The sequence below is a fragment of the Bacillota bacterium genome (genome assembly GCA_012727955.1).
In the GTDB taxonomy this organism is placed as follows: Bacteria; Bacillota; Limnochordia; order DTU087; family JAAYGB01; genus JAAYGB01.
This window is the reverse complement of sequence record JAAYGB010000039.1, coordinates 1-20,925: the sequence shown is the minus strand read 5'-3', so window position 1 is coordinate 20,925 and position 20,925 is coordinate 1. Positions and strand designations below refer to the sequence as shown.

Sequence of the window (20,925 nt, the reverse complement as noted above, 5' to 3'; positions counted from 1 at the left end):
CCTGACGGTTTTTATGCATATACCAATAATTATCGCTTGGAGAATTGCGGAGCTTTTCGGGCCTTCTTGAGACCGTACTTGTGCCGCTCCTTCATCCGCGGATCCCGAGTTAAGTATCCAGACTTCTTCAGGATCGGTCGGAAGGTTTCATCGACCTCCAAAAGAGCTCGGGCCAAACCATGACGCACCGCTCCGGCCTGTCCGGAAATGCCGCCACCCTTTACAGTCGCAATGACATCAAACTTGTTCTCGGTGCCGGTAGCAACGAGAGGTTGCAGGACTAGCTGCACCAAGGTGTCACGACCAAAGTACTGCTTCGGCTCCAAACCGTTAATAGTGATTCTGCCAGTTCCCGGACGAACGAATACTCGCGCGACAGCATCCTTCCGCCGTCCAGTACCATAGTACTGCTCGATTGCCATCAGGGCCCTCCTTTCATCCAACCTCGTGTCCAATTACGTTGGAATTAATTATTTTAAACCGCCTCTTCGGTATTACAGTTCCAAAACTTCCGGTTGCTGAGCGGCGTGGGGATGTTCCGGTCCGGCATAGATCTTTAGCTTGCGGATCATCTTCCGTCCCAGGCGATTGTGGGGAAGCATTCCCCATACTGCCAGACGAACCAGCCTCTCAGGATTCTTCGCCAGCAACTCACCGGCGGAAATAGACTTGAGCCCACCGGGATATCCGGAGTGACGATAGTACATCTTGTCCTGGAGTTTGTTGCCCGTCAAACGAACTTGGTCGGCATTAACCACAATCACAAAATCACCGGTATCCACGTGAGGAGTGTAAATCGGCTTATGCTTTCCCCTGAGAATCGAGGCGATCTGAGTTGCCAGTCGGCCCAGGGTCTTACCCTTGGCATCAACCACAAACCAATTGCGCTCAACCTCATGGGGCTTGGCTACAAATGTTCTGTTTTGCATCCTGATTCCCCCCTTTTCATCTTTCTGATTTATAGGGTGCCGGATGCGCTAACCTAACAGGAACGGGGCTGACCAGTCAGACGCGCCTTCGGCGAAGTTAACTGTTGAAAAAGTCACTGGCAGATTGCAACGTGTAAGCACTGCCAAACATCATTTTAATATAGTTTTGGCAAAACTGTCAATAGCCGCCGGTCCAATCGGCGAAGCAACTTCCAGTCCTGAGCTAATAGTCCACCCTCACCAGACACAACCCTTTGGCCGGTGCCGTGGGACCGGCCAGACTGCGATCCCGACGCCGGAGGATTTCGTCGATATCCTCCACCTCCAGCCGACCCTGACCCACTTCCAGCAAAGTACCCACGATAATTCGCACCATATGATACAGGAATCCATTGCCCTCAGCTTCGATGGCAATCAACCCATTGGGCTGCTGGGATACATCCAGCCGATATAAATGGCGCACCGTGGTCTTTACACTGGACCCTGTGGCTTGAAAGGCGGCGAAGTCATGCTCTCCTACCAGCCTCTCCGCGGCTAAAGCTAGTTTTTCCAGGTTCAGCTTCCGGGATACAAAGTGCGCATATCTGCGAGTCAGGACATTGGGGACTGGACCAATGTCTAGGCAATAGCGATAGGTCTTTTTCCGAGCGGAAAATCGCGCATGAAAGTCGGGATCGACTTCCTCTGCGGCACAGACCACGATATCTTCGGGCAGAAGACTGTTTAGCGCCGGCACAAACCGCTCCGTCGGAATAGTAGCTTTTGTCTTGAAGCTAGCCACTTGACCCAAGGCGTGAACACCGGCATCGGTTCTCCCGGAACCATGGATCCGATGGGGCGACTTGGTAATCACCGCGATGGCAGCCTCCAGCTGGCTTTGAATCGTGGGCCGATCGAGCCGGGCTTGATCCTGCCACCCATGGTAATCCGTTCCATCATAGGCCACGGTCAGCTTGATGTTTCGCTCCATACTTAGATAACCCCTTAACCCAGCACCAGGTTAGAAGAACCAGGCCACTAAGACCATAAACACCGAAGACACGCCCAGGGCAAGATAGTCGTTGCTGCGATACCGCAACTGCCGCAGCTTGGTACGACCTTCCCCACCCCGATAGCAACGAGCTTCCATCGCCGTTGCCAGTTCATCGGCCCGACGAAAGGCACTGACAAACAAGGGCACCAGTAAGGGAATCAGGCTTCTAGCCCGGCGCAGCAAGTTACCGGACTCAAAATCTGCTCCCCTGGCCATCTGGGCCTTCATGATCTTTTCTGTTTCCTCCAAGAGTGTTGGAATAAACCGCAAGGCGATGGTCATCATCATCGCCAACTCATGGGCGGGAATTCCAATCCTGCGCCCGGGCCCCAAGAGACTCTCAATCCCATCGGTCAAGGAAATGGGCGAGGTGGTCAAAGTCAACAACGAGGTACCGATGATCAAAAGAATCAAGCGGGCTCCCATCATCGCGCCTTTGATCAAGCCTTCCTTAGTAACCGTGAGAAAGGCCCATTTCCAGAGGACCTCTCCAGGAGTCAAAAACACATTTAGGGCCAGGGTAAAGAGGATAATAATCACCAAGGGCCGCAACCCTCGCAGCACAAACCGAGGCGGCACCTGTGACAGCATAAAGAAGAGACCTATGTACAGAGCAACTAATCCATAGCCAATGAAGGTATCGACAAGAAACAAAATCACAATGATAAACAAAGTGATCAACAGCTTAGTCCGTGGATCTAAGCGGTGGACAAAGGACTCTCCTGGCAAATACTGCCCAATGGTAATCTTGGTGAAGGAAGCCATCAAAGTCCCTCCTTCCGCTGCCTAATCCAATGGAGAATAGCGGTCTTTGCCTCGTCAACAGTCAAAATATCTTCGGGCACCGTAATTCCACCGGCCCGCAACTCCCGGACAATTTGGGTAACCTCTGGGACCCCCAGTCCCATCGCTGCCAGCTTCTCACCTTGGGAGAATATCTCTCGAGGTGTACCATCCATTGCAATTCTACCCCGATGCATAACCACTAGTCTTTCCGCCAACATTGCCACCTCACTCATGTTGTGAGTGACAAAAACAATAGACAGGCCGCTTTCATGCAGTTCCTTGACCAAAGCCAACAGGTCCCTGCGACTCTTGGGGTCCAACCCGGCACTGGGCTCATCGAGAACCAGAACCTTGGGTTCCATCGCCAACACCCCGGCCAAAGCCACCCTGCGTTTTTGGCCACCACTGAGCTCAAAGGGAGATCGGTCACGGAGCTCTTCGTAGTTCAGATGAACCTGACTCATCGCCTTCCGGACTCGAGCTTCCAGCGCCTCGCCCTCTAGACCCAGATTCTTGGGACCAAAGGCGATATCGGCAGCTACGGTCTCCTCGAAGAGTTGGTGTTCTGGGTACTGAAACACCAAACCCACTCTCTGGCGAATCTCCCTTAGCCGAACACCCTTGGCACTGATATCCACGCCATCGATGAGAACTTGCCCCTTGGTGGGTTTGAGCAAGCCATTCAGATGCTGAATCAGGGTGGACTTCCCCGATCCGGTATGGCCGATCAAGCCCACAATTTCTCCATCGGCAATGGTGAGGTTAATATCCTTCAGCGCCGGATGGGCCAAGGGGGTCCCCAACCCATAGGTATAGCTGACTCCTCTCAACTCAATTGACATAGTAACTTCACCATCTCATCTATTCGGGTCATTCCTGCAGGCAGGGGTACTCCTTCCTTGCGCAGGGATTCGGCAAGCATCGTTACCGGCGGTACATCCAGGTGCAAGTCTTGCAAGCGCTCTACCTGCTGGAACACTTCTTCAGGGGTTCCAGACATCACAATCCGTCCTGCTTCCATTACCACGACCCTATCAGCGTCAATTGCTTCATCCATGAAATGAGTGATATGGACAACGGCGATTCCCTCGGTCTTGTTCAGCCTTCGGATCGTTGCCATAACCTCTTCTCTGCCACTGGGGTCCAGCATCGCAGTGGGTTCATCGAGCACGATGCACCGGGGCCGCATGGCGATCACTCCGGCGATAGCCACCCTCTGCTTTTGTCCTCCCGATAGGTTGTGGGGCTCCCGTCCTGCCCATTCACTCATCCCCACTGCCTCTAGCGCCTCATCGACCCTATCCCGAATCACCGCCGGTGGCAAACCTAGGTTTTCCGGCCCAAAGGCCACATCTTCCTCAACGGTAGTTGCCACCAGCTGGTTATCGGGATTCTGAAACACCATGCCAACGGTCTGCCGAATGTCCCAAAGCTTCGATGGGTCCTTGGTGTTCCAACCGTTGACAAAGACGTCTCCTTGGGTAGGCATCAGCAGACAGTTAAAGTGCTTAGCTAACGTGGACTTTCCCGATCCGTTGTGCCCAATGATGGCCACAAACTCCCCCGGTCGCACATCCAAACTCACGTTGGACAAAGCTCCATATTCTGAACCGCTCTCACTTGCATATACATACGCCACATTCTGCACACTAATCAGGGAAGACTGTTCCACGCGTATCACCCTTACCACACGGAAAAAGGCAACGCAGAGGGAACCCTCTGCGACATGACGTGCCTCCTATAATACTTACCCAGTTGTTGCCAGAGAGAATCAGCCCAACTGCCGATCTGTCTTAGACCAATTCGACAATGGAAACCGGAGCCCCATCGCCGCGACGATAACCCTTCTTCAAAATACGGGTATATCCGCCGTTACGATCCTGATAGCGGGGAGCTACCTCGTTAAACAGCTTTTGAACAGCTTCTGGTTGCAGCAAGAATGCAGCCGCTTGCCGCCGTGCGTGGAGATCGCCCCGCTTGCCCAGGGTAATCATCTTATCGACAAAGGGACGCATAGCCTTCGCCTTGGCCTCGGTGGTCTCGATTCTACCAGTGAGAATCAAAGACGTGACCAAGTTGCGAAACAGTGCTCGGCGGTGGGCAGTGTTGCGACCCAGTTTGTTTCGCTTCATCGTATACCCCTCCTAACTTTGGCCTCTTACTCATCTGCTTCACGCAAAGACAGACCTAGACTGGCCAATCTTTCTTTCACTTCCGCCAGGGATTTCTTCCCTAGGTTGCGGACCTTCATCATATCCGCCTCTGTTCTTCTGGTCAACTCTTCGACGGTGTTGATCCCGGCTCGTTTCAAGCAGTTATATGAGCGAACAGACAGTTCCAGCTCCTCGATGGCCATCTCCATGATCCGGTCCTTTTCTTCCTCTTCCGTCTCCACCATGATCTCAAGGTTTTCGACGTCTTCGGTGAGTTCAATGAACAAGCGCAGATGCTCACTCATAATTCGGGCCGCCAGACTGACACCTTCATCGGGCTTAATGCTACCATCGGTCCAGACCTCTAAGACTAACCGATCGTAGTCCGTGACCTGTCCAACTCTCGTATTCTCAATGGTGTAGTTCACCTTGCGCACGGGAGTGAACAACGAATCCACATAGATGATGCCAATGGGGTGATCCGGATTCTTATGACGCTCCGCCGGAACATAACCCCGCCCTCTTTCCACCGTGATCTCCATGGATAGGCGTCCGTCTTCATCCAGGGTAGCCAACAGCAAATCGGGGTTGAGAATCTCCACGTCGGGACTACCAATGATGTCGCTAGCCCTGACCTCTGTGGGGCCAACCGCGTCTACTCTCAGCTGCACCGGCTCATCGGAATGCACCTTGACAATGAGATCCTTCAGGTTGAGGATGATATCAGGAACGTCCTCAGCTACGCCCGGAATGGTCGAAAACTCATGAAGAACACCATCGATCTTAACCGAGGAAACCGCTGCCCCCGGCAGTGACGATAACAGTACTCGACGGAGGGAATTTCCCAAGGTTGTGCCATAGCCTCGCTCCAAAGGCTCCACCACAAACTTACCGTACGAGTCTTCCATCTCAACGCACTCAATCTTTGGCTTTTCAATCTCAATCATTCGCACTAAACCCTCCTAGTCTCCCAGCTACCGGTTACCCACGAACTGCTCGCTACCTCGGCTGCCGCAAACCTTCCCACAGAGCAGAACCGGTTTCATAGTCAGCGCGATGGCAACCACACCGACATTGCCATCTTGCCAACGGTTACCTTGCGAGGGAACTTCAATTACCGGGAATAGTACTCGACGATGAGTTGCTCTTGGACTGGGTAATCGATCTGATCCCGAGTCGGCAATGCCGCGACACGGGCACTCAAATCCTCCAGATTCACCTCTAGCCAGCTAGGCAAGGCTCTGCCTTGGGCCGCCTCGACATTGTCCTTAACGATATCGAGATTCCGGGACTTCTCCCTGACCGCGATGACATCCCCTACTTGAACTTGGTAAGAGGGAATATCGACCTTACGACCATTAACGGTAATGTGACCGTGCATCACCAATTGCCGGGCTTGGGCACGGGATGCACCAATGGCCATCCGGTAAACAACGTTATCCAATCTAGTTTCCAGCAGTTGCAGGAGATTCTCACCGGCAACGCCCTTCATCTTGGTAGCCTTCTCATAATACCCCGCGAACTGACGCTCCAGAACGCCGTAGATCCGACGCACCTTCTGCTTCTCGCGCAGCTGCAGGCCGTACTCGCTGATTTTGCCTCGGCGTTCTTGGCCATGCTGCCCTGGGGGATAGCTACGTCTATCTATCGGGCACTTGCTGGTATAGCAGCGATCGCCCTTCAGATATAGCTTCTGACCTTCCCGTCTGCACAGGCGACAGACAGGCCCAGTGTATCGTGCCATGGGTTTGACACCTCCGATAATTTCACTCTCTCTATTTGCAAAACCCTAATCGGCCCTCGCTCCACCAAAAATGCAGCGGGCATAATTCTAGTTTTGCCGATTCTTGGTCTTTATATCGCTCTAGATTACACTCGCCGACGCTTGGGCGGACGACAACCATTGTGAGGAATTGGCGTCACGTCCTTAATCGAAGTCACATCAAGTCCTGCCGCTTGGAGGGATCTGATGGCAGCCTCCCGACCGGCACCGGGCCCCTTGACCATAACCTCAACTTCTCTCATACCGTGCTCCATAGCAGCCTTAGCCGCGGCCTCGGCAGCCAGTCCAGCAGCATAGGGAGTACCCTTTCGAGATCCCTTAAAGCCTTGGCCACCGGAGCTGGCCCAGGATACCACCTGACCCTGGCGATCACTGATGGTAACAATGGTATTGTTGAACGTGGACCGGATGTGTGCTACGCCGGACGGCACGTTCTTGCGCTCACGACGACGAACCCGCGTACTGCGTCTCGTTCTAGCCATATCTTTGCAAACCCTCCTTCTCTACCGTTTTCTACCGCCAACTCGTCCTGAGGGTCCCTTCCTGGTACGGGCGTTGGTCTTTGTCCGTTGTCCCCGAACTGGCAGGCCTCGGCGGTGGCGGATTCCCCGATAACAGTTGATATCGATTAGGCGCTTGATGTTCTGGGCTACCTCTCTGCGCAGGTCACCCTCAATGACGTAGTCATGCTCAATAATCTCACGCAGACGGTTGGCCTCTTCCTCGGTCAAGTCTTTGACCCGAGTGGACTCATCGATACCGGCCTTTGCAATAATCTCTTCAGCTGTGGCGCGACCGATTCCATAGATATAGGTCAGGGAAACCACGACCCGTTTTTCTCTCGGTATATCAACACCGGCAATTCGTGCCAAGTTCATGCACCTCCAATCAACCCTGTTTTTGCTTGTGCTTGGGGTTCTCACAGATAATCATGACTCGCCCTTTGCGCTTAATGACTTTACATTTTTCACAGATCGGCTTCACAGACGGCCTAACCTTCACCCGGTAAAACCCCCTTTACCTACTTCTTCCGATAGACAATCCGGCCCCGGGACAGATCATATGGAGATAGCTCTACGGTCACCTTATCTCCAGGTAGTATCCGAATGAAGTGCATCCTCATCCTCCCGGAAATGTGTGCCAATACCTCATGTCCGTTCTCTAGCTCGACCCTAAACATCGCATTCGGCAATGGCTCCACTACCGTACCTTCAACTTCGATGACATCCTGTTTTGCCACTCGTTAGTCAACCTCCTTACTGCTGGTTGTCAACCGCTCCAAGACTTCACGTACCTGGTCATCCGAGACTTCTTCACCAGACAACAAGCGGGCCTGCAGGTCACGATCAGTGTGCTCGGACACCTGCAGATGTTGAACGTTCTTCTTCTTTGGCTTAGCCACCACCCGTTTATCGCCGTCAACTACTAAGACATAACGATCGTCCAGACATCGAAGAACGATATAGTTGCATCCCGTATCACGACCGGCTGTTGACATCACCAGTTGACCGACTTGTGGCTTCACCAGAGGCACCCCCCGACCTACTAACTCTTCAGTCTGGTAAGAATCCATGGTCCGTCCACAGTGATGGCCACTGTATCTTCATAATGGGCCGACAGCGCACCGTCCTCGGTAACTACCGTCCATTTATTCTCCAGAACTCTAACTTTGTGAGTACCTAAATTCAACATCGGCTCGATCGCCAAGGTCATGCCGGCCTTCAGCCGAGGGCCTCTTCCCGGCAAGCCGTAGTTAGGGATCTGAGGGGCCTCATGCATTGAGCGCCCAATCCCATGACCAACGAAATCCCGCACTACTCCGTACCCTCTGGCCTCGGCATAGGTCTGGACTGCGGCACCGATGTCGCTTAACCGGTTGCCGATCCTGGCCTGCTCAATGGCAAGCTCCAAAGCTGCCTCTGTGTCGGCGATCAGCCTTTGAGCCTCTTCGCTAACTTCGCCGACAGGCCAAGTCCGGGCAGCGTCTCCGTGATACCCATCGACGATTCCGCCTACGTCAATACTGACGATATCTCCCTCTTCTAGAACCCGGTCTCCCGGTATGCCATGAACTACTTCCTCGTTGACGGAGATACAGGCGCTACCGGGAAATCCCCCGTATCCCAGAAAGGAAGGAATAGCTCCCAACTCCCTGAGTTTAGTCTCTGCTAGTTCATCAAGCTGCCGGGTAGTAATGCCTGGCCGCAGGGCCTCTCGCAGCCACTCATGGACCTGAGCCACTACCTGGCCGGCTTTCCACATCTTCTCAAGTTCGTTGCGAGACTTTAAGATGATCATCCTATACCTCACTTACTGAGTTAATCTCGGGCCGTTCCTGTTGCACCGGACTCAACGCGAGGCTCCACACCATTGGGCGATAGGGATGACATGATGTCTCCAAAGACCTCTCCAATGGCCCGACTGGCATCGACGACAATGGTCGGCCACGCCTGCTTCATGAACTCCACCGCCGGCTTGGTCAGCCGATTGTAGACATCCATCCGCTCCAAGGCGATGGCCTCGGTATCGTCATCCCGCTTGGCCAGGGTCGACTTGCAGTGGGGGCAGCGCTGACCCCAGCCCACTTCATGGAGTCTGGGATTGAACACACCGCCACATTGCGGACAACTGAGCCGCTGCACGATTCGCTCTACCGCTGCAGTCTGTGGCACCTCCAAGACTATAACTGAATCCGGTTCCAGGCTTTTGATTGCAGCCTTTGCCTGCGCCAAAGTTCTAGGAAAGCCATCGAGAATATAGCCATGGGCACAATCGGGCTCTGCTAAGCGTTCCTTGACAACTCCCAAAGTCACTTCATCAGGGATGAAATGTCCCTTAGTGATGAGTTTCTCCGCCAGCTGGCCCAGCTCAGTCCCCATCGCTATCGCTCTGCGAAACATATCCCCAGTGGAGATATGGGGTATGTGCAGCTCCTGGGAAATGAGCTTGGCTTGGGTTCCCTTGCCGGAGCCGGGAACACCTGTGATCACCAACTTCATGCTCAGATACTCCCTCTTCCTTAGCCTCCACGGACCACCTTTGGCAATGGCTGAGAACCTCTATTTCATAAAGCCTTCGTAATGTCTCAGCAATAGCTGGCCCTCGATCTGCTTCATTGTATCTAACGCCACACCAACCATAATCAACATACTAGTGCCACCGAAACTCATGATGGTGGTCGGTATCCGAGTCACCGCAGACACGACGTTTGGTAGCAACGCAATCACCGTGAGGAAAATAGCACCGGCAAAGGTGATCCTGGTCAAAACCCTGTCTAGGTATTCAGCCGTGGGTCGCCCAGGCCGACGCCCGGGAATAAACCCGCCATACTTTTTCAGATTGTCCGCAACCTCAATGGGGTTAAACGTGACAGCTGTATAAAAGTATGTAAAGAAGAACACCAACAGAGCATACAGGATATTATAACCCAGTGTTCCGTAGCCGATGAATCGATTCACACCTTCAATCGCCGGGATGAATTGAGCCAAGGTCAAGGGAAAGGTCAGAACCGATGATGCGAAGATAACTGGGATCACACCGGCCTGGTTCACTTTCAACGGGATGTTGGTGCTTTGCCCACCATACATCTTCCGGCCTACGACCCGCTTGGCATACTGTACAGGAATCCGCCTTTCCGCCTGCTGAATCATGATCACGCCAACGATGACCACCAAGGACAGCACCAGGAAGACGATCACACTAATGGCACTCAAGGCGCCGACTCCGATACCTCGGATGGCAGTGTACAGTTCCCCGGGAATTCTGGCGACAATTCCGGTGAAAATAATTAGAGAAATGCCGTTTCCGATTCCCTTTGCGGAAATCTTCTCTCCCAACCACACCACAAACATTGTTCCCGCCGTCAAAGTGACGACAATCAACAGGGTAGTGAAAGCTCCGGGATTAGCAATAACTCCATAGGCCCGGGCGGTAACCGTAACCGCAAACCCCTGAATCAACGCTAAGACAACGGTACCGTATCTAGTGTAGTTAGAGATCTTGCGTCGCCCTTCCGGCCCTTCCTTGGCTAACTGCTCAAGCTGGGGAACCACAATGGTTAACAATTGAATGATAATCGAGCTGGTAATATAGGGCCCGACATTCATTGCAAAAACCGAAAATCGGGAGAAGGCTCCTCCGGCAAATAGGTCAAGAAAGCCGAAAATGTTGCCACCCGACATATCGAGACGCGATGCCAAGAGGTTAGCGTCCACTCCTGGCACCGGTACATAGGATCCCAAACGATAAATCACGAGCAGTCCCACGGTGTAGAGGATCTTTTTCCGTAGATCCGCAATCCGCCACGCATTTCGGAGGGCATCTAGCATCTAGATCACCTCGATCTTACCGCCGGCTCCCTCAATCTTCTCAGCGGCTGATTTAGAGAACTTATGGGCTTTTACCGTAAGCTGAGTCTGTAGCGCACCATCGCCTAAGATCTTAACTCCGTCCTGAATCTTGCGGATCAGGCCGGATTCCATCAAGACCTCGGGGGTGACAACAGTCCCTTCCTCGAACCGATTCAGTTCGGACACATTAACCGTTGCGTACTCCTTCTTGAAGGGGAAGTTCTTGAATCCCCGCTTCGGCAATCGTCGCACCAGCGGAGTCTGACCACCCTCGAAGGCCGGCCCCTTTCCTCCGGAACGAGCCAGCTGTCCCTTGTGTCCCTTGCCAGCGGTTTTCCCCCAACCGGAACCTATCCCGCGACCTACTCTCTTCTTCGCTCTTGTCCTTGCTCCGGAACTGGGTCTTAGTTCGTGTAGCCTCACACCTGCCACCTCCTCTTAACCATCACCTTGAGCTAATCGAGTTCTTCCACCTCGACTAAGTGGGCAACCTTACGGATCATTCCCCGTATTGCCGGGGTATCTTCATGTATGACCGTGGATTGCAGCTTGCGAAAGCCAAGGGCTTTAATGGTATCCTTCTGGTCCTGAGCGAAACCAATGGCGCTCTTCTTCCAAGTTACCTTCAACTTTTTCTCGGCCATATCTTTCCCTCCCAACACGGCACCTTCTTAGCCTAGGATCTCTTCCACCGACTTGCCGCGCAGTCGGGCAACTCCCTCAAGGGTCTTCATCGACTGAAGTCCTTTCAAGGTAGCCTTCACCACATTGATGGGGTTGTTTGACCCCTGTGACTTGGTCAAAATGTCCTTAACACCGGCGGTCTCCAAGACGGCACGAACGGGACCTCCAGCGATAACACCGGTTCCCGGGGCCGCGGGCTTCAAGAACACCTGCGCACCACAGAACTTACTAGTCACCGCGTGGGGAACGGTTGTACCCACCAGCGGGATCCTTACTAAGTTCTTCTTGGCCAGTTCGCTCCCCTTCCGAATGGCCTCTGCCACTTCCTTCGCTTTGCCGAGTCCGACACCGACCCGGCCCTTGCCATCACCGACCACAACTAGTGCGGTGAAGCTGCGGGTCCGGCCACCCTTAGCAGTCTTCGAAACCGGATTAATGCTTACGACTCGCTCTTCAAATTCGGTCTCTCTTGGTCTAAAGCTTCTTGCCAAGACATTACGCCCCCTTTCTCTCTTTAGAACTTCAGGCCTGCCTCCCGGGCACCTTCCGCCAGAGCCGCAACTCTGCCATGGTAAATAAAACCGCCCCGGTCAAATACCACTTCGGAAACGCCCTTCTCTAAAGCTCGCTTCGCGACTAGCTCGCCGACAGCCCTTGCAGCTTCTTTGTTACCCGTGTTCTCTAGATCCTTCAGCTCTAATGTCGACGCTGCCGCCAGGGTATGCCCAGCAACGTCATCGATCACCTGTGCGTAAATATGGCGGAGGCTGCGGAAAACATTGAGCCTAGGCCTCTGCGCCGTACCGGATATTTTGGTCCGAACCCGAACGTGACGGCGCTTCCGCTCCATCGCACGGCTATTCTTTGCCATCTGATTTCACCTCTCGTTGCCGAACTTACTATTTCCCAATGGGCCAACACTATCGGCACTAACCGATGATTGTTAGGCTCTACCGACCGGCCTTACCAGCTTTGCGGCGGACATGCTCGCCTGCGTATCGAATTCCCTTGCCAAGATAGGGCTCAGGCGGCCGTACAGCCCGAATGTCTGCTGCGGTTTGGCCTACCAGCTGCTTGTCGATCCCCTTCACGGTGATCCGCGTCGGAGCCGGTACCTCAAATTCGATTCCCGGAGCTGGGTCAATCTCTACAGGGTGAGAGTAGCCCATGCTGAGCACCAACTTCTTCCCCTGCAGCGCGGCTCGATATCCCACACCGATGATCTCGAGATTAATGGTGTATCCCTTGGTAACCCCTTCGACCATGTTGGCGATGAGGCTGCGAGTTAGACCATGGAGTGCCTTGTGCTCCTTCTCATCCGAGGCTCTGGAAACCACCAAAGCATTATCTGCATCCTGCTCGATGCTCACGGCCGGATGAAACTCCTGAGTCAACTCACCCATTGGCCCTTTGACGGAAACAACATTGCCATCTATGTTTACTGTAACTCCTGCCGGTACTGGAATCGGCATCTTACCAATCCTGGACACGTTTGTCCCCTCCTCCCTGTCAAAGCTAAAGTCTCTCCGCTGCTTCATCGATTAAACCTTGACGCCTTACGGACGTGGAACTCCGCCTCCGCTGGCAACAATTCCTGGAGACATCCGTCGACTCAAGCCCTGACCGGACATATTACCAAACGAAGCAGACGATTTCGCCTCCCACCCCTGCCTTCCGGGCCTCTCTGTCGCTCATCAAGCCCTGGCTGGTGGACACAACAGCTACTCCCAAACCACCTAGTACCTTCGGGATTTCATCGTGCTTGGCGTAAACCCGTCGACCGGGTCTGCTGATCCGCTTCAATCCAGAGATGGTTCTCTCTTTGTCCGGAGTGTACTTAAGATAAATTCGGATAAGCCCCTGGTTGCCGTCATCGATCCAGCGATAATCCTTGATATATCCCTCATCTTTGAGAAGCTTCGCCAGAGCCAACTTCATCTTGGAGCCAGGTATATCTACGCTGTTATGAAACACCGAATTCGCATTTCTAATCCGGGTCAGCATATCAGCGATCGGATCCGTAGTCACCATAAAGGTTTAACCCCCTTCCTCAGGACATTCTTACCAACTTGCTTTGGTTACCCCCGGAATTTGACCCCTAGAGGCCAAACTTCGGAAACAAACACGGCACATGTCAAACTTACGCATATATGCCCGGGGCCGTCCGCAGATCCGGCAACGATTGACCCTTCGGGTGCTGAACTTCGCAGGTCTCGCCGCCTTGTTGATCATAGACTTCTTTGCCACGTTCTCACTCCTTATCAAAGGCTTTTCTCATCGGGGCCAACAACGCCTGATCCGCCCCTGGACCAGGGTCTATTGCCTAAAGGGCATTCCCAAGTGCTTCAGGAGTGCGTAGGCTTCCTCATCGGTCTTAGCCGATGTTACGATCACGATGTCCATGCCCCGTACCTTATCGATGTCATCATAATTGATCTCCGGGAAGATCAGTTGTTCCCTAATTCCTAGGGAATAGTTGCCTCTGCCGTCAAAGGACTCCGGGGAGACTCCCCTAAAGTCGCGAATTCGAGGCAGTGCGACATTAAGCAATTTATCGAGAAAATGCCACATGCGGTCTCGGCGCAGGTCTACTTTGCAGCCGATGGGCATCCCTGTACGGATTTTAAAGGCAGCAACGGATTTCTTCGCTCTGGTAATCACCGGCTTCTGACCGGAAATCACCGTCAAGTCTCTAACGGCAGATTCCAGAGCCTTAGCATCGGTCACCGCATCGCTGAGTCCCATGTTCAGAACGACCTTGGTTACCGTCGGGACCATCATGATGTTTTCATACTTGAACTGTTCCAGAAGCTGCGGTACTACTTCCTTCTTGTACTTCTCTTCTAACCGAGCAGCCAACGCGCTTCCCTCCCCTCACAACTTAATCAGCAGATTTTCCACAATGTTTGCAGATCCGATTAACCTTCCCGTCCTGGCCTCGCTCTCGCTTGATGCGAGTAGCTCGGTTACAGCTCGGGCATACCAGTTGAACGTTCGAAGCGTGAATCGGGCCGGGGATTTCGACAATTCCTCCCTGGGGATCCGTTCTCGTAGGACGGGCATGCTTCTTGCGGATATTCAGCCCTTCGACTACAACCCGATTCTCGCTGGGGATGACCCGCAGGACCCTGCCAGTCTTACCCCGTTCATTGCCCGCGATGACTTTGACAGTGTCACCCTTCCGCACATGCACTTTACCGGGCACGGCAATGACCTCCTTCCCTAATCCTACAGTACCTCAGGAGCCAGGGAGACAATCTTCATGTAATTCTTCTCCCGCAACTCACGGGCTACCGGACCAAAAATCCGGGTGCCCCTGGGATTCCCCTGAGCATCGATGATAACCGCTGCGTTATCGTCAAAACCAATGTGGGAACCATCGGGCCTTCCGATGGACTTCTTGGTGCGGACCACAACCGCCCGAACGATGTCGCCCTTCTTTACCACGCCCCCGGGCGTAGCCTCTTTGACAGTAGCAATGATTACGTCTCCAATCCGGGCATAACGGCGACCGGAACCACCGGGGACCCGAATACACAACAGTTCCCTAGCCCCTGAATTGTCTGCCACCTTCAATCTGCTCTCTTGCTGAATCATGGATGCACACCCTCCTTCCCGGACATAGTTGGTAACAATTCGAGTTATTGGGCCTTCTCCACGATCCGGACAATTCGCCACCGCTTGGTCTTCGATAGCGGCCGAGTCTCCATGATTTCTACTCGATCGCCTTCACGAGCCTCGTTATTCTCGTCGTGGGCCTTAAACTTCTCTGTCTGCTTCACAATCTTGCCGTACATCGAGTGTCGAACCAATCGCTCAACGGAAACGACAGCGGTCTTATCCATCTTGTCGCTGACAACAACTCCGACACGTGTCTTACGCAATGCACGCTCAGCTTCTGCCACTTACAACCCTCCTCGCTCGCTGCTATCGAGCCAGCTTTAGCTCTCTTTCCCGTAGGATAGTCTTGACGCGGGCGATGTCCCGACGTACTTCCTTCAAACGCATGGGATTATCCAACTGCCCAGTGGCGTGCTGAAATCTCAGATTAAACAGCTCTTCCTTCAGATCGGTAAGTCTATTCTCCAGTTCCGCAGTGGTGTAATTACGCATCTCCTTAGCCTTCACTGGTCTCACCACCTACCTGCTCTCGAGCTACAAACTTACACTTAATTGGAAGCTTATGGCTTGCTGCTGTTATCGCTCTCCGAGCTAATTCTTCAGACACACCAGCGATTTCAAACATCACTCTACCAGGCTTTACTACAGCAACCCAGTATTCCGGGCTTCCCTTACCCTTACCCATCCGCGTCTCAGCCGGTTGAGAGGTAACGGGCTTATCGGGGAAAATCTTGATCCATACCTTACCGCCCCGACGAATGGTCCGAGTCATAGCAATACGAGCGGCCTCGATCTGATTACTGGTGATCCACCCCGGCTCCAACGCCTGTAGGCCATAGTCGCCGTAGCTGATTGCGGAACCGCGGTAGGCCTTACCCTTCATCCGACCACGCTGAACTTTTCGGCGCTTAACCCTTTTTGGAATCAGCATAGTGACTACCTACCCCTTTCTGCCGCCTCGCCGCCTCCAGGCAAAACCTCGCCCTTGTAAATCCAAACCTTGACTCCGATCTTGCCATAGGTAGTATTGGCTTCGGCAAAGCCATAATCGATATCAGCGCGAAGGGTATGCAGCGGAATACTTCCTTCCGAGATCCACTCAGTACGAGCAATCTCCGCTCCGCCAAGCCTTCCAGCTACTGCGATCTTAGTACCCTTTGCACCTAAGTTCATTGCCCGTTGCAGAGCCTGTCGCATTGCCCTTCGGAAGGAAATGCGCCGCTCTAGCTGAAAGGCAATATTCTCTGCTACCAATTGTGCGTCGGTTTCCGGACGCTTAACCTCGACGATATTGATCTGAATCTGCCGGCCGGTGGCACTTTCCAGATCCTTGCGCAACTTATCCACTTCCGAGCCGCCTCGACCAATCACCATTCCCGGTCTACCGGTATGGATGTTGATCTTGACGCGATTGGCTGCCCTTTCGATCTCTACCCTGGAGATCCCGGCCGTGTAGAATCGCTCTTTGATCAGCTTGCGGATTCTCAGGTCCTCGTGGAGGAACTCGGCATAGCTCTTGCGATTAGCATGCCACTTGCTGTCCCAGTCTCGAATGACACCGACCCGGAATCCAATCGGATTCACTTTCTGACCCACGCAGTTATTCCTCCTTTTCCTCCAAAATCACTGTGATATGGCTACTCCGCTTGCGAATCCGATCCGCCATTCCTCTGGCCCTGGGTCTGATCCGCTTCATCGTCGGCCCTTGGTCTACGAAAGCCCTTGCCACGTACAAGCTATCTACGTCCATATCGTAGTTATTCTCCGCATTTGCCATTGCCGACCGCAACAGCTTCTCTACCACTGTGGACGCTCCCTTGGGTGTAAAGCGGAGGATCGCCAACGCTTCGTCGACGCTCTTGCCTCGGATCAAGTCAACTACTTGACGGGCCTTGCGCGGCGATATTCTCACATATTTCGCTACTGCACGTGCCTGCATAAATCTCAACCCTCCTAACTACACCAGCTTCACCCAGTTAACGTACCCTGCTGGCCCTTTCACTTCCAGCATGGCCTCTAAAGGTCCGAGTAGGAACAAACTCTCCTAACTTGTGACCTACCATATCCTCCGTGATGTAAACCGGTACATGCTTTCGGCCATCATGAACAGCGATAGTATGCCCAACAAGTTCTGGGAAAATGGTCGAGCGACGACTCCAAGTCTTGATCACTCGCTTCTCGCCCTTTTCATTCATCGCCTGAATCTTCTTGAGCAAATGATCGTCGATAAATGGCCCCTTCTTTAGGGAACGGCTCATCTGCAGCATTGCCTCCCTTCATTTCACCTTTGGCTGTTATCTTCTATCCGACTATCAAGACAGTGCGCGGTGGGCCGCCATAGTGGCACTGCTTCAGAACCACCCAATGCTGACGGCCGGTAAAGCGCCTATCACTACTTCTTCCGTCTCCGAACGATGTATTTATCCGACTCCTTCTTCTTCCGGGTCTTCTGACCAAGGGTCGGCTTACCCCAAGGAGTCAAGGGTGAAGGATGCCCAATTGGTGCCCTACCCTCTCCACCACCATGGGGGTGATCGACGGGGTTCATCGCTACACCGCGGACCCGAGGCCGACGCCCCAGCCAGCGGCTGCGTCCTGCCTTACCAACGGTGAGGTTCTCATGGTCTACGTTCCCCACTTGTCCGAGGGTAGCCCGGCAAGTAGCCAAGACCATCCGAATTTCGCCGGAAGGCAAACGCAAGGTTGCGTAGCGCCCTTCCCTAGCCATCAACTGAGCAGAGGTGCCGGCAGAACGGGCCAGCTGACCGCCCTTACCGGGCTGCAGCTCAATGTTGTGGACAACACTACCAACGGGAATATTCTCCAAAGGCAGTGCATTACCTACCCTAATGTCGGCCTCAGGGCCAGACTCAACGATATCGCCCACCTGCAACCCAAGGGGTGCTAGAATATAGCGCTTTTCACCGTCTACGTAATGCAGCAGCGCGATATGAGCGGAACGGTTAGGATCGTACTCGATGCCTGCTACCTTAGCCGGGATGCCGTCCTTATTCCGCTTGAAATCGATAATTCGGTACTTCCGTTTGTGGCCACCCCCACGATTCCGGCTGGTAATGCGACCACTGGCATTGCGACCACCGCTCTTATTTAACGGTGCCAGTAAGGACTTTTCAGGCTCAGACTTGGTAATCTCAGAGAAAGTGTTGACCGTCATTGTCCGCCGACTGGGAGTTGTAGGTCTAAACTGTTTTACCGCCACTGTTATCCCTCCTTTGTCCCTCGCAATTTAGCTACTTTGCTGGTGCGAGACTTAGAGGCCCTCAAAGATTTCGATCTGATCACCGGGTTGCAGGGTGACAATGGCCTTCTTACGCTCCGGCCGCCGCCCTACAAAGCGTCCCATTCTCTTCAGTTTGCCTTGATGTCGCATGGTGTTAACCTTAACGACCTTTACGTCGAAAATCTCTTCAATGGCCTGTTTGATTTGGTACTTGTTGGCTTTCGGATCAACCTCAAAGGTGTACTTGTTGTCAGCCATCAAGTCCGTGCTTCGCTCAGTAATAATCGGACGTCTAATAATATCACGAGGATCTGCCACTAGCCAAGCACCTCCTCGATTTTATCCAAGGCCCCCTGGGTGAATACTACATAGTCGTAGTTGAGGACATCATAGGCATTCAGGTCCAGGGCCATTCTGGCTTCTACCTTGGGAAGATTGCGAGCAGACAGCACCACTGTGCGATCCGGCTCACCAGTAACTACAAGTGCTTTTCCATCTGCGATGTTCAGATTACCGAGTACAGTCAACATGGCCTTGGTCTTGGGCTCAGGGAAGGTCAACTTGTCGAGCACAATTACTCGCTCGCCCTGTGCCTTAGCCGATAGTGCCGACCGGAGTGCATTGCGCCGGGCCTTCTTCGGCATCTTCTGCCGATGATCACGGGGCTGAGGACCAAAAACTACACCACCGCCAACCCATTGCGGCGCCCGAATACTTCCCTGCCGTGCCCGACCGGTACCCTTTTGTCTCCAGGGCTTGCGACCACCGCCCCGAACTGCAGCCCTGGTCTTAGTTGCTGCCGTACCTTGCCGCTGATTGGCCAAGTACATCACAACATAGCGGTGCATCAAATCATGGTTCGGCTCTACCCCGAAAATCTTCTCGTTCAGATTAGCGGTACCAACCTCTTGACCTTCCATGTTATACACGGCTACTTCTGGCATTGGAAAAAGCCCCCTTTCTCTAGGAACTTCTCTCGTTTATCTCATTGCAGATTTTCTACAACGGAAAATATCGCATCTCGGCGACGCTACTTCACAGTAGCACGCACGGTAACATAGGAACCTCTGATACCGGGAATACCGCCCTTGACTAACAAGAGGTTGCGCTCAGAGTCAACCCGCACTACCTCAAGACCAAGGATGGTTCTCTTCACGCCACCCATGCGACCCGGGAGCTTACGACCCTTAAACACTCTGGCCGGACCAACGGCTCCCAAGGAACCCACACGGCGATGATACCGAGAACCATGGGCCATGGGACCACGCCGGAAGTTGTGGCGTTTGATTACCCCGGCAAAACCCTTCCCCTTGGTGGTGCCAGTCACATCGACCCGGTCACCCTCAGAGAAAATGTCCACTCCGATGGTATCGCCCACGTTCAGGGCCTGCATCTCTGGAGAATCCTCAACCCGGAACTCCCGCAGGCGACGAACAGACTTCACACCTGCCTTCTGCAAATGCCCTTTCAGCGGCTTGTTGATTAACGACTCCCGCTTCTCGCCATATCCGAGCTGAACGGCTTCGTATCCATCGGTAGCTGTGGTCTTCTTTTGCACAACAACGTTTGGGGTGACTTCAATAACGGTGACCGGCAACAGCTCACCATTTTCGGTAAACACTTGGGTCATCCCCAACTTACGACCAATCAAACCCTTAGGCACTTGTTACACCTCCCTCTGACGAACCGACTCACCGACGCAGGCTAAGTACTACAACTTGATTTCAATGTCTACAGCAGCCGGTAGGTCGAGACGCATTAACGCATCAACGGTTTTTGGTGTTGGATTCAAGATATCAATCAGGCGCTTGTGAGTCCTCATTTCAAACTGCTCACGGGAATCCTTGTGGATGTGCGTCGAACGCAACACTGTAAAAATCCGTTGCTCCGTTGGCAAAGGAATCGGTCCCGATACCTTGGCCCCGGTCCGGCTAGCAGTGTCCACAATCTTGCTCGCAGAGGAATCCAACAGCCCTACATCAAAGGCCTTCAACCTAATGCGGATCTTCTGTTTTGCAGCCATCGGCAAAACCCTCCCTTCTCGCCCGAATCGTGTCGGACTAGCTCCATGGAAATTCCCCGGCAGACCTGTCGGCAACCTCCCACTTCATCGCCCACAAAGGCAACCATCCCATGCCTTCGTAACTGTCCTAACATTGCGATGGGGGGAGTCGATGTCCCCCCGAATCTAGTTAAAGCAATCTCACCTATTGGGTGATTTTCACCTAGCTAATAATCTTGGTGATTACACCGGCACCGACGGTACGGCCACCCTCACGAATCGCAAAGCGCAGGCCTTCCTCCATCGCAATCGGGGCAATCAGTTCGCCACCGATGGTTACGTTG

39 protein-coding genes are annotated in these 20,925 nt (G+C 53.4%); all 39 read right to left on the bottom strand.

Going from position 1 to position 20,925, the window contains the following annotated elements; translation table 11 throughout:
* Positions 1 to 29 precede the first annotated feature (29 nt).
* The gene (gene rpsI / locus GX030_07515; protein ID NLV92223.1) at positions 30 to 422 is read right to left on the bottom strand and encodes a 30S ribosomal protein S9; all 393 of its coding nucleotides are present in this window, start codon (positions 420 to 422) and stop codon (positions 30 to 32) included.
* A gap of 72 nt (positions 423 to 494) precedes the next feature.
* On the bottom strand, positions 495 to 929 hold the full coding sequence (gene rplM / locus GX030_07510) for a 50S ribosomal protein L13 (protein ID NLV92222.1): 435 nt from the start codon (positions 927 to 929) through the stop codon (positions 495 to 497).
* Positions 930 to 1,152: 223 nt separating this feature from the next.
* Positions 1,153 to 1,899 (bottom strand): tRNA pseudouridine(38-40) synthase TruA, encoded by a 747-nt coding sequence (gene truA / locus GX030_07505; protein NLV92221.1) that lies wholly within the window; start codon positions 1,897 to 1,899, stop codon positions 1,153 to 1,155.
* A gap of 30 nt (positions 1,900 to 1,929) precedes the next feature.
* Positions 1,930 to 2,727, bottom strand: coding sequence for an energy-coupling factor transporter transmembrane protein EcfT (locus tag GX030_07500; GenBank protein ID NLV92220.1), 798 nt, complete (start codon positions 2,725 to 2,727; stop codon positions 1,930 to 1,932).
* Positions 2,727 to 3,590, bottom strand: coding sequence for an energy-coupling factor transporter ATPase (locus tag GX030_07495; protein NLV92219.1), 864 nt, complete (start codon positions 3,588 to 3,590; stop codon positions 2,727 to 2,729). The genes GX030_07500 and GX030_07495 overlap by 1 nt, the downstream gene beginning before the upstream one ends.
* Positions 3,575 to 4,420 (bottom strand): energy-coupling factor transporter ATPase, encoded by an 846-nt coding sequence (locus tag GX030_07490; GenBank protein ID NLV92218.1) that lies wholly within the window; start codon positions 4,418 to 4,420, stop codon positions 3,575 to 3,577. Before GX030_07490 ends, GX030_07495 begins: the two co-directional genes overlap by 16 nt.
* Before the next feature lie 121 nt (positions 4,421 to 4,541).
* Positions 4,542 to 4,880 carry a 50S ribosomal protein L17 gene (gene rplQ / locus GX030_07485; GenBank protein NLV92217.1) on the bottom strand — a complete coding sequence of 113 codons (339 nt, stop codon included), beginning with the start codon at positions 4,878 to 4,880 and terminating at the stop codon, positions 4,542 to 4,544.
* A 26-nt stretch (positions 4,881 to 4,906) separates the two neighbouring features.
* A complete protein-coding gene (locus GX030_07480) occupies positions 4,907 to 5,848 on the bottom strand; it encodes a DNA-directed RNA polymerase subunit alpha (GenBank protein NLV92216.1) in 942 nt (313 codons plus the stop codon).
* A gap of 167 nt (positions 5,849 to 6,015) precedes the next feature.
* The gene (gene rpsD, locus GX030_07475; protein ID NLV92215.1) at positions 6,016 to 6,645 is read right to left on the bottom strand and encodes a 30S ribosomal protein S4; all 630 of its coding nucleotides are present in this window, start codon (positions 6,643 to 6,645) and stop codon (positions 6,016 to 6,018) included.
* 125 nt (positions 6,646 to 6,770) lie between these two features.
* On the bottom strand, positions 6,771 to 7,166 hold the full coding sequence (gene rpsK / locus GX030_07470; GenBank protein ID NLV92214.1) for a 30S ribosomal protein S11: 396 nt from the start codon (positions 7,164 to 7,166) through the stop codon (positions 6,771 to 6,773).
* A gap of 21 nt (positions 7,167 to 7,187) precedes the next feature.
* A complete protein-coding gene (gene rpsM / locus GX030_07465) occupies positions 7,188 to 7,556 on the bottom strand; it encodes a 30S ribosomal protein S13 (protein NLV92213.1) in 369 nt (122 codons plus the stop codon).
* A gap of 16 nt (positions 7,557 to 7,572) precedes the next feature.
* Positions 7,573 to 7,686, bottom strand: coding sequence for a 50S ribosomal protein L36 (gene rpmJ / locus GX030_07460; GenBank protein ID NLV92212.1), 114 nt, complete (start codon positions 7,684 to 7,686; stop codon positions 7,573 to 7,575).
* 19 nt (positions 7,687 to 7,705) lie between these two features.
* Positions 7,706 to 7,924, bottom strand: a complete 219-nt coding sequence (gene infA, locus GX030_07455) for a translation initiation factor IF-1 (GenBank protein NLV92211.1) — start codon at positions 7,922 to 7,924, stop codon at positions 7,706 to 7,708.
* Between the two features lie 3 nt (positions 7,925 to 7,927).
* On the bottom strand, positions 7,928 to 8,185 hold the full coding sequence (locus GX030_07450; GenBank protein NLV92210.1) for an RNA-binding protein: 258 nt from the start codon (positions 8,183 to 8,185) through the stop codon (positions 7,928 to 7,930).
* Positions 8,186 to 8,229: 44 nt separating this feature from the next.
* The gene (gene map, locus GX030_07445) at positions 8,230 to 8,982 is read right to left on the bottom strand and encodes a type I methionyl aminopeptidase (GenBank protein ID NLV92209.1); all 753 of its coding nucleotides are present in this window, start codon (positions 8,980 to 8,982) and stop codon (positions 8,230 to 8,232) included.
* Between the two features lie 20 nt (positions 8,983 to 9,002).
* A complete protein-coding gene (locus GX030_07440) occupies positions 9,003 to 9,683 on the bottom strand; it encodes a nucleoside monophosphate kinase (GenBank protein ID NLV92208.1) in 681 nt (226 codons plus the stop codon).
* 60 nt (positions 9,684 to 9,743) lie between these two features.
* Positions 9,744 to 11,012 (bottom strand): preprotein translocase subunit SecY, encoded by a 1,269-nt coding sequence (secY, locus tag GX030_07435; GenBank protein ID NLV92207.1) that lies wholly within the window; start codon positions 11,010 to 11,012, stop codon positions 9,744 to 9,746.
* Positions 11,013 to 11,456: a 50S ribosomal protein L15 gene (gene rplO / locus GX030_07430; GenBank protein ID NLV92206.1), complete on the bottom strand. Its 444-nt coding sequence runs from the start codon at positions 11,454 to 11,456 to the stop codon at positions 11,013 to 11,015.
* 32 nt (positions 11,457 to 11,488) lie between these two features.
* Positions 11,489 to 11,677: a 50S ribosomal protein L30 gene (gene rpmD / locus GX030_07425; GenBank protein NLV92205.1), complete on the bottom strand. Its 189-nt coding sequence runs from the start codon at positions 11,675 to 11,677 to the stop codon at positions 11,489 to 11,491.
* A 27-nt stretch (positions 11,678 to 11,704) separates the two neighbouring features.
* Positions 11,705 to 12,208 (bottom strand): 30S ribosomal protein S5, encoded by a 504-nt coding sequence (gene rpsE / locus GX030_07420; protein NLV92204.1) that lies wholly within the window; start codon positions 12,206 to 12,208, stop codon positions 11,705 to 11,707.
* Positions 12,209 to 12,231: 23 nt separating this feature from the next.
* Positions 12,232 to 12,588, bottom strand: coding sequence for a 50S ribosomal protein L18 (gene rplR / locus GX030_07415; protein NLV92203.1), 357 nt, complete (start codon positions 12,586 to 12,588; stop codon positions 12,232 to 12,234).
* A 79-nt stretch (positions 12,589 to 12,667) separates the two neighbouring features.
* On the bottom strand, positions 12,668 to 13,207 hold the full coding sequence (rplF, locus tag GX030_07410; protein NLV92202.1) for a 50S ribosomal protein L6: 540 nt from the start codon (positions 13,205 to 13,207) through the stop codon (positions 12,668 to 12,670).
* Between the two features lie 142 nt (positions 13,208 to 13,349).
* Positions 13,350 to 13,748: a 30S ribosomal protein S8 gene (rpsH, locus tag GX030_07405; GenBank protein NLV92201.1), complete on the bottom strand. Its 399-nt coding sequence runs from the start codon at positions 13,746 to 13,748 to the stop codon at positions 13,350 to 13,352.
* Positions 13,749 to 13,778: 30 nt separating this feature from the next.
* Entirely contained in the window at positions 13,779 to 13,964 is a 186-nt protein-coding gene (locus GX030_07400) for a type Z 30S ribosomal protein S14 (protein NLV92200.1), read from the bottom strand.
* 69 nt (positions 13,965 to 14,033) lie between these two features.
* Positions 14,034 to 14,576 carry a 50S ribosomal protein L5 gene (gene rplE / locus GX030_07395; protein NLV92199.1) on the bottom strand — a complete coding sequence of 181 codons (543 nt, stop codon included), beginning with the start codon at positions 14,574 to 14,576 and terminating at the stop codon, positions 14,034 to 14,036.
* Between the two features lie 22 nt (positions 14,577 to 14,598).
* Positions 14,599 to 14,922 (bottom strand): 50S ribosomal protein L24, encoded by a 324-nt coding sequence (locus tag GX030_07390; protein ID NLV92198.1) that lies wholly within the window; start codon positions 14,920 to 14,922, stop codon positions 14,599 to 14,601.
* A gap of 23 nt (positions 14,923 to 14,945) precedes the next feature.
* Positions 14,946 to 15,314: a 50S ribosomal protein L14 gene (gene rplN / locus GX030_07385; protein ID NLV92197.1), complete on the bottom strand. Its 369-nt coding sequence runs from the start codon at positions 15,312 to 15,314 to the stop codon at positions 14,946 to 14,948.
* Positions 15,315 to 15,358: 44 nt separating this feature from the next.
* Positions 15,359 to 15,562 carry a 30S ribosomal protein S17 gene (rpsQ, locus tag GX030_07380; protein NLV92196.1) on the bottom strand — a complete coding sequence of 68 codons (204 nt, stop codon included), beginning with the start codon at positions 15,560 to 15,562 and terminating at the stop codon, positions 15,359 to 15,361.
* 82 nt (positions 15,563 to 15,644) lie between these two features.
* Positions 15,645 to 15,845, bottom strand: coding sequence for a 50S ribosomal protein L29 (gene rpmC, locus GX030_07375; protein NLV92195.1), 201 nt, complete (start codon positions 15,843 to 15,845; stop codon positions 15,645 to 15,647).
* Positions 15,835 to 16,269 (bottom strand): 50S ribosomal protein L16, encoded by a 435-nt coding sequence (gene rplP, locus GX030_07370; GenBank protein ID NLV92194.1) that lies wholly within the window; start codon positions 16,267 to 16,269, stop codon positions 15,835 to 15,837. The genes rpmC and rplP overlap by 11 nt, the downstream gene beginning before the upstream one ends.
* A 5-nt stretch (positions 16,270 to 16,274) precedes the next feature.
* On the bottom strand, positions 16,275 to 16,934 hold the full coding sequence (rpsC, locus tag GX030_07365; protein ID NLV92193.1) for a 30S ribosomal protein S3: 660 nt from the start codon (positions 16,932 to 16,934) through the stop codon (positions 16,275 to 16,277).
* Positions 16,935 to 16,938: 4 nt separating this feature from the next.
* Positions 16,939 to 17,277, bottom strand: a complete 339-nt coding sequence (gene rplV / locus GX030_07360) for a 50S ribosomal protein L22 (GenBank protein NLV92192.1) — start codon at positions 17,275 to 17,277, stop codon at positions 16,939 to 16,941.
* Positions 17,278 to 17,314: 37 nt separating this feature from the next.
* The gene (gene rpsS, locus GX030_07355) at positions 17,315 to 17,596 is read right to left on the bottom strand and encodes a 30S ribosomal protein S19 (GenBank protein ID NLV92191.1); all 282 of its coding nucleotides are present in this window, start codon (positions 17,594 to 17,596) and stop codon (positions 17,315 to 17,317) included.
* Between the two features lie 134 nt (positions 17,597 to 17,730).
* Entirely contained in the window at positions 17,731 to 18,558 is an 828-nt protein-coding gene (rplB, locus tag GX030_07350) for a 50S ribosomal protein L2 (protein NLV92190.1), read from the bottom strand.
* A gap of 51 nt (positions 18,559 to 18,609) precedes the next feature.
* Positions 18,610 to 18,897: a 50S ribosomal protein L23 gene (gene rplW, locus GX030_07345; protein NLV92189.1), complete on the bottom strand. Its 288-nt coding sequence runs from the start codon at positions 18,895 to 18,897 to the stop codon at positions 18,610 to 18,612.
* Complete coding sequence (gene rplD / locus GX030_07340; protein NLV92188.1) at positions 18,897 to 19,523, bottom strand: 50S ribosomal protein L4; 627 nt, start codon at positions 19,521 to 19,523, stop codon at positions 18,897 to 18,899. Before rplD ends, rplW begins: the two co-directional genes overlap by 1 nt.
* A gap of 86 nt (positions 19,524 to 19,609) precedes the next feature.
* The gene (gene rplC / locus GX030_07335) at positions 19,610 to 20,242 is read right to left on the bottom strand and encodes a 50S ribosomal protein L3 (GenBank protein ID NLV92187.1); all 633 of its coding nucleotides are present in this window, start codon (positions 20,240 to 20,242) and stop codon (positions 19,610 to 19,612) included.
* 48 nt (positions 20,243 to 20,290) lie between these two features.
* Positions 20,291 to 20,602, bottom strand: a complete 312-nt coding sequence (rpsJ, locus tag GX030_07330; protein NLV92186.1) for a 30S ribosomal protein S10 — start codon at positions 20,600 to 20,602, stop codon at positions 20,291 to 20,293.
* Positions 20,603 to 20,804: 202 nt separating this feature from the next.
* Positions 20,805 to 20,925 (bottom strand): elongation factor Tu (locus GX030_07325; protein ID NLV92185.1); only part of this gene is annotated, 121 nt, incomplete at its 5' end.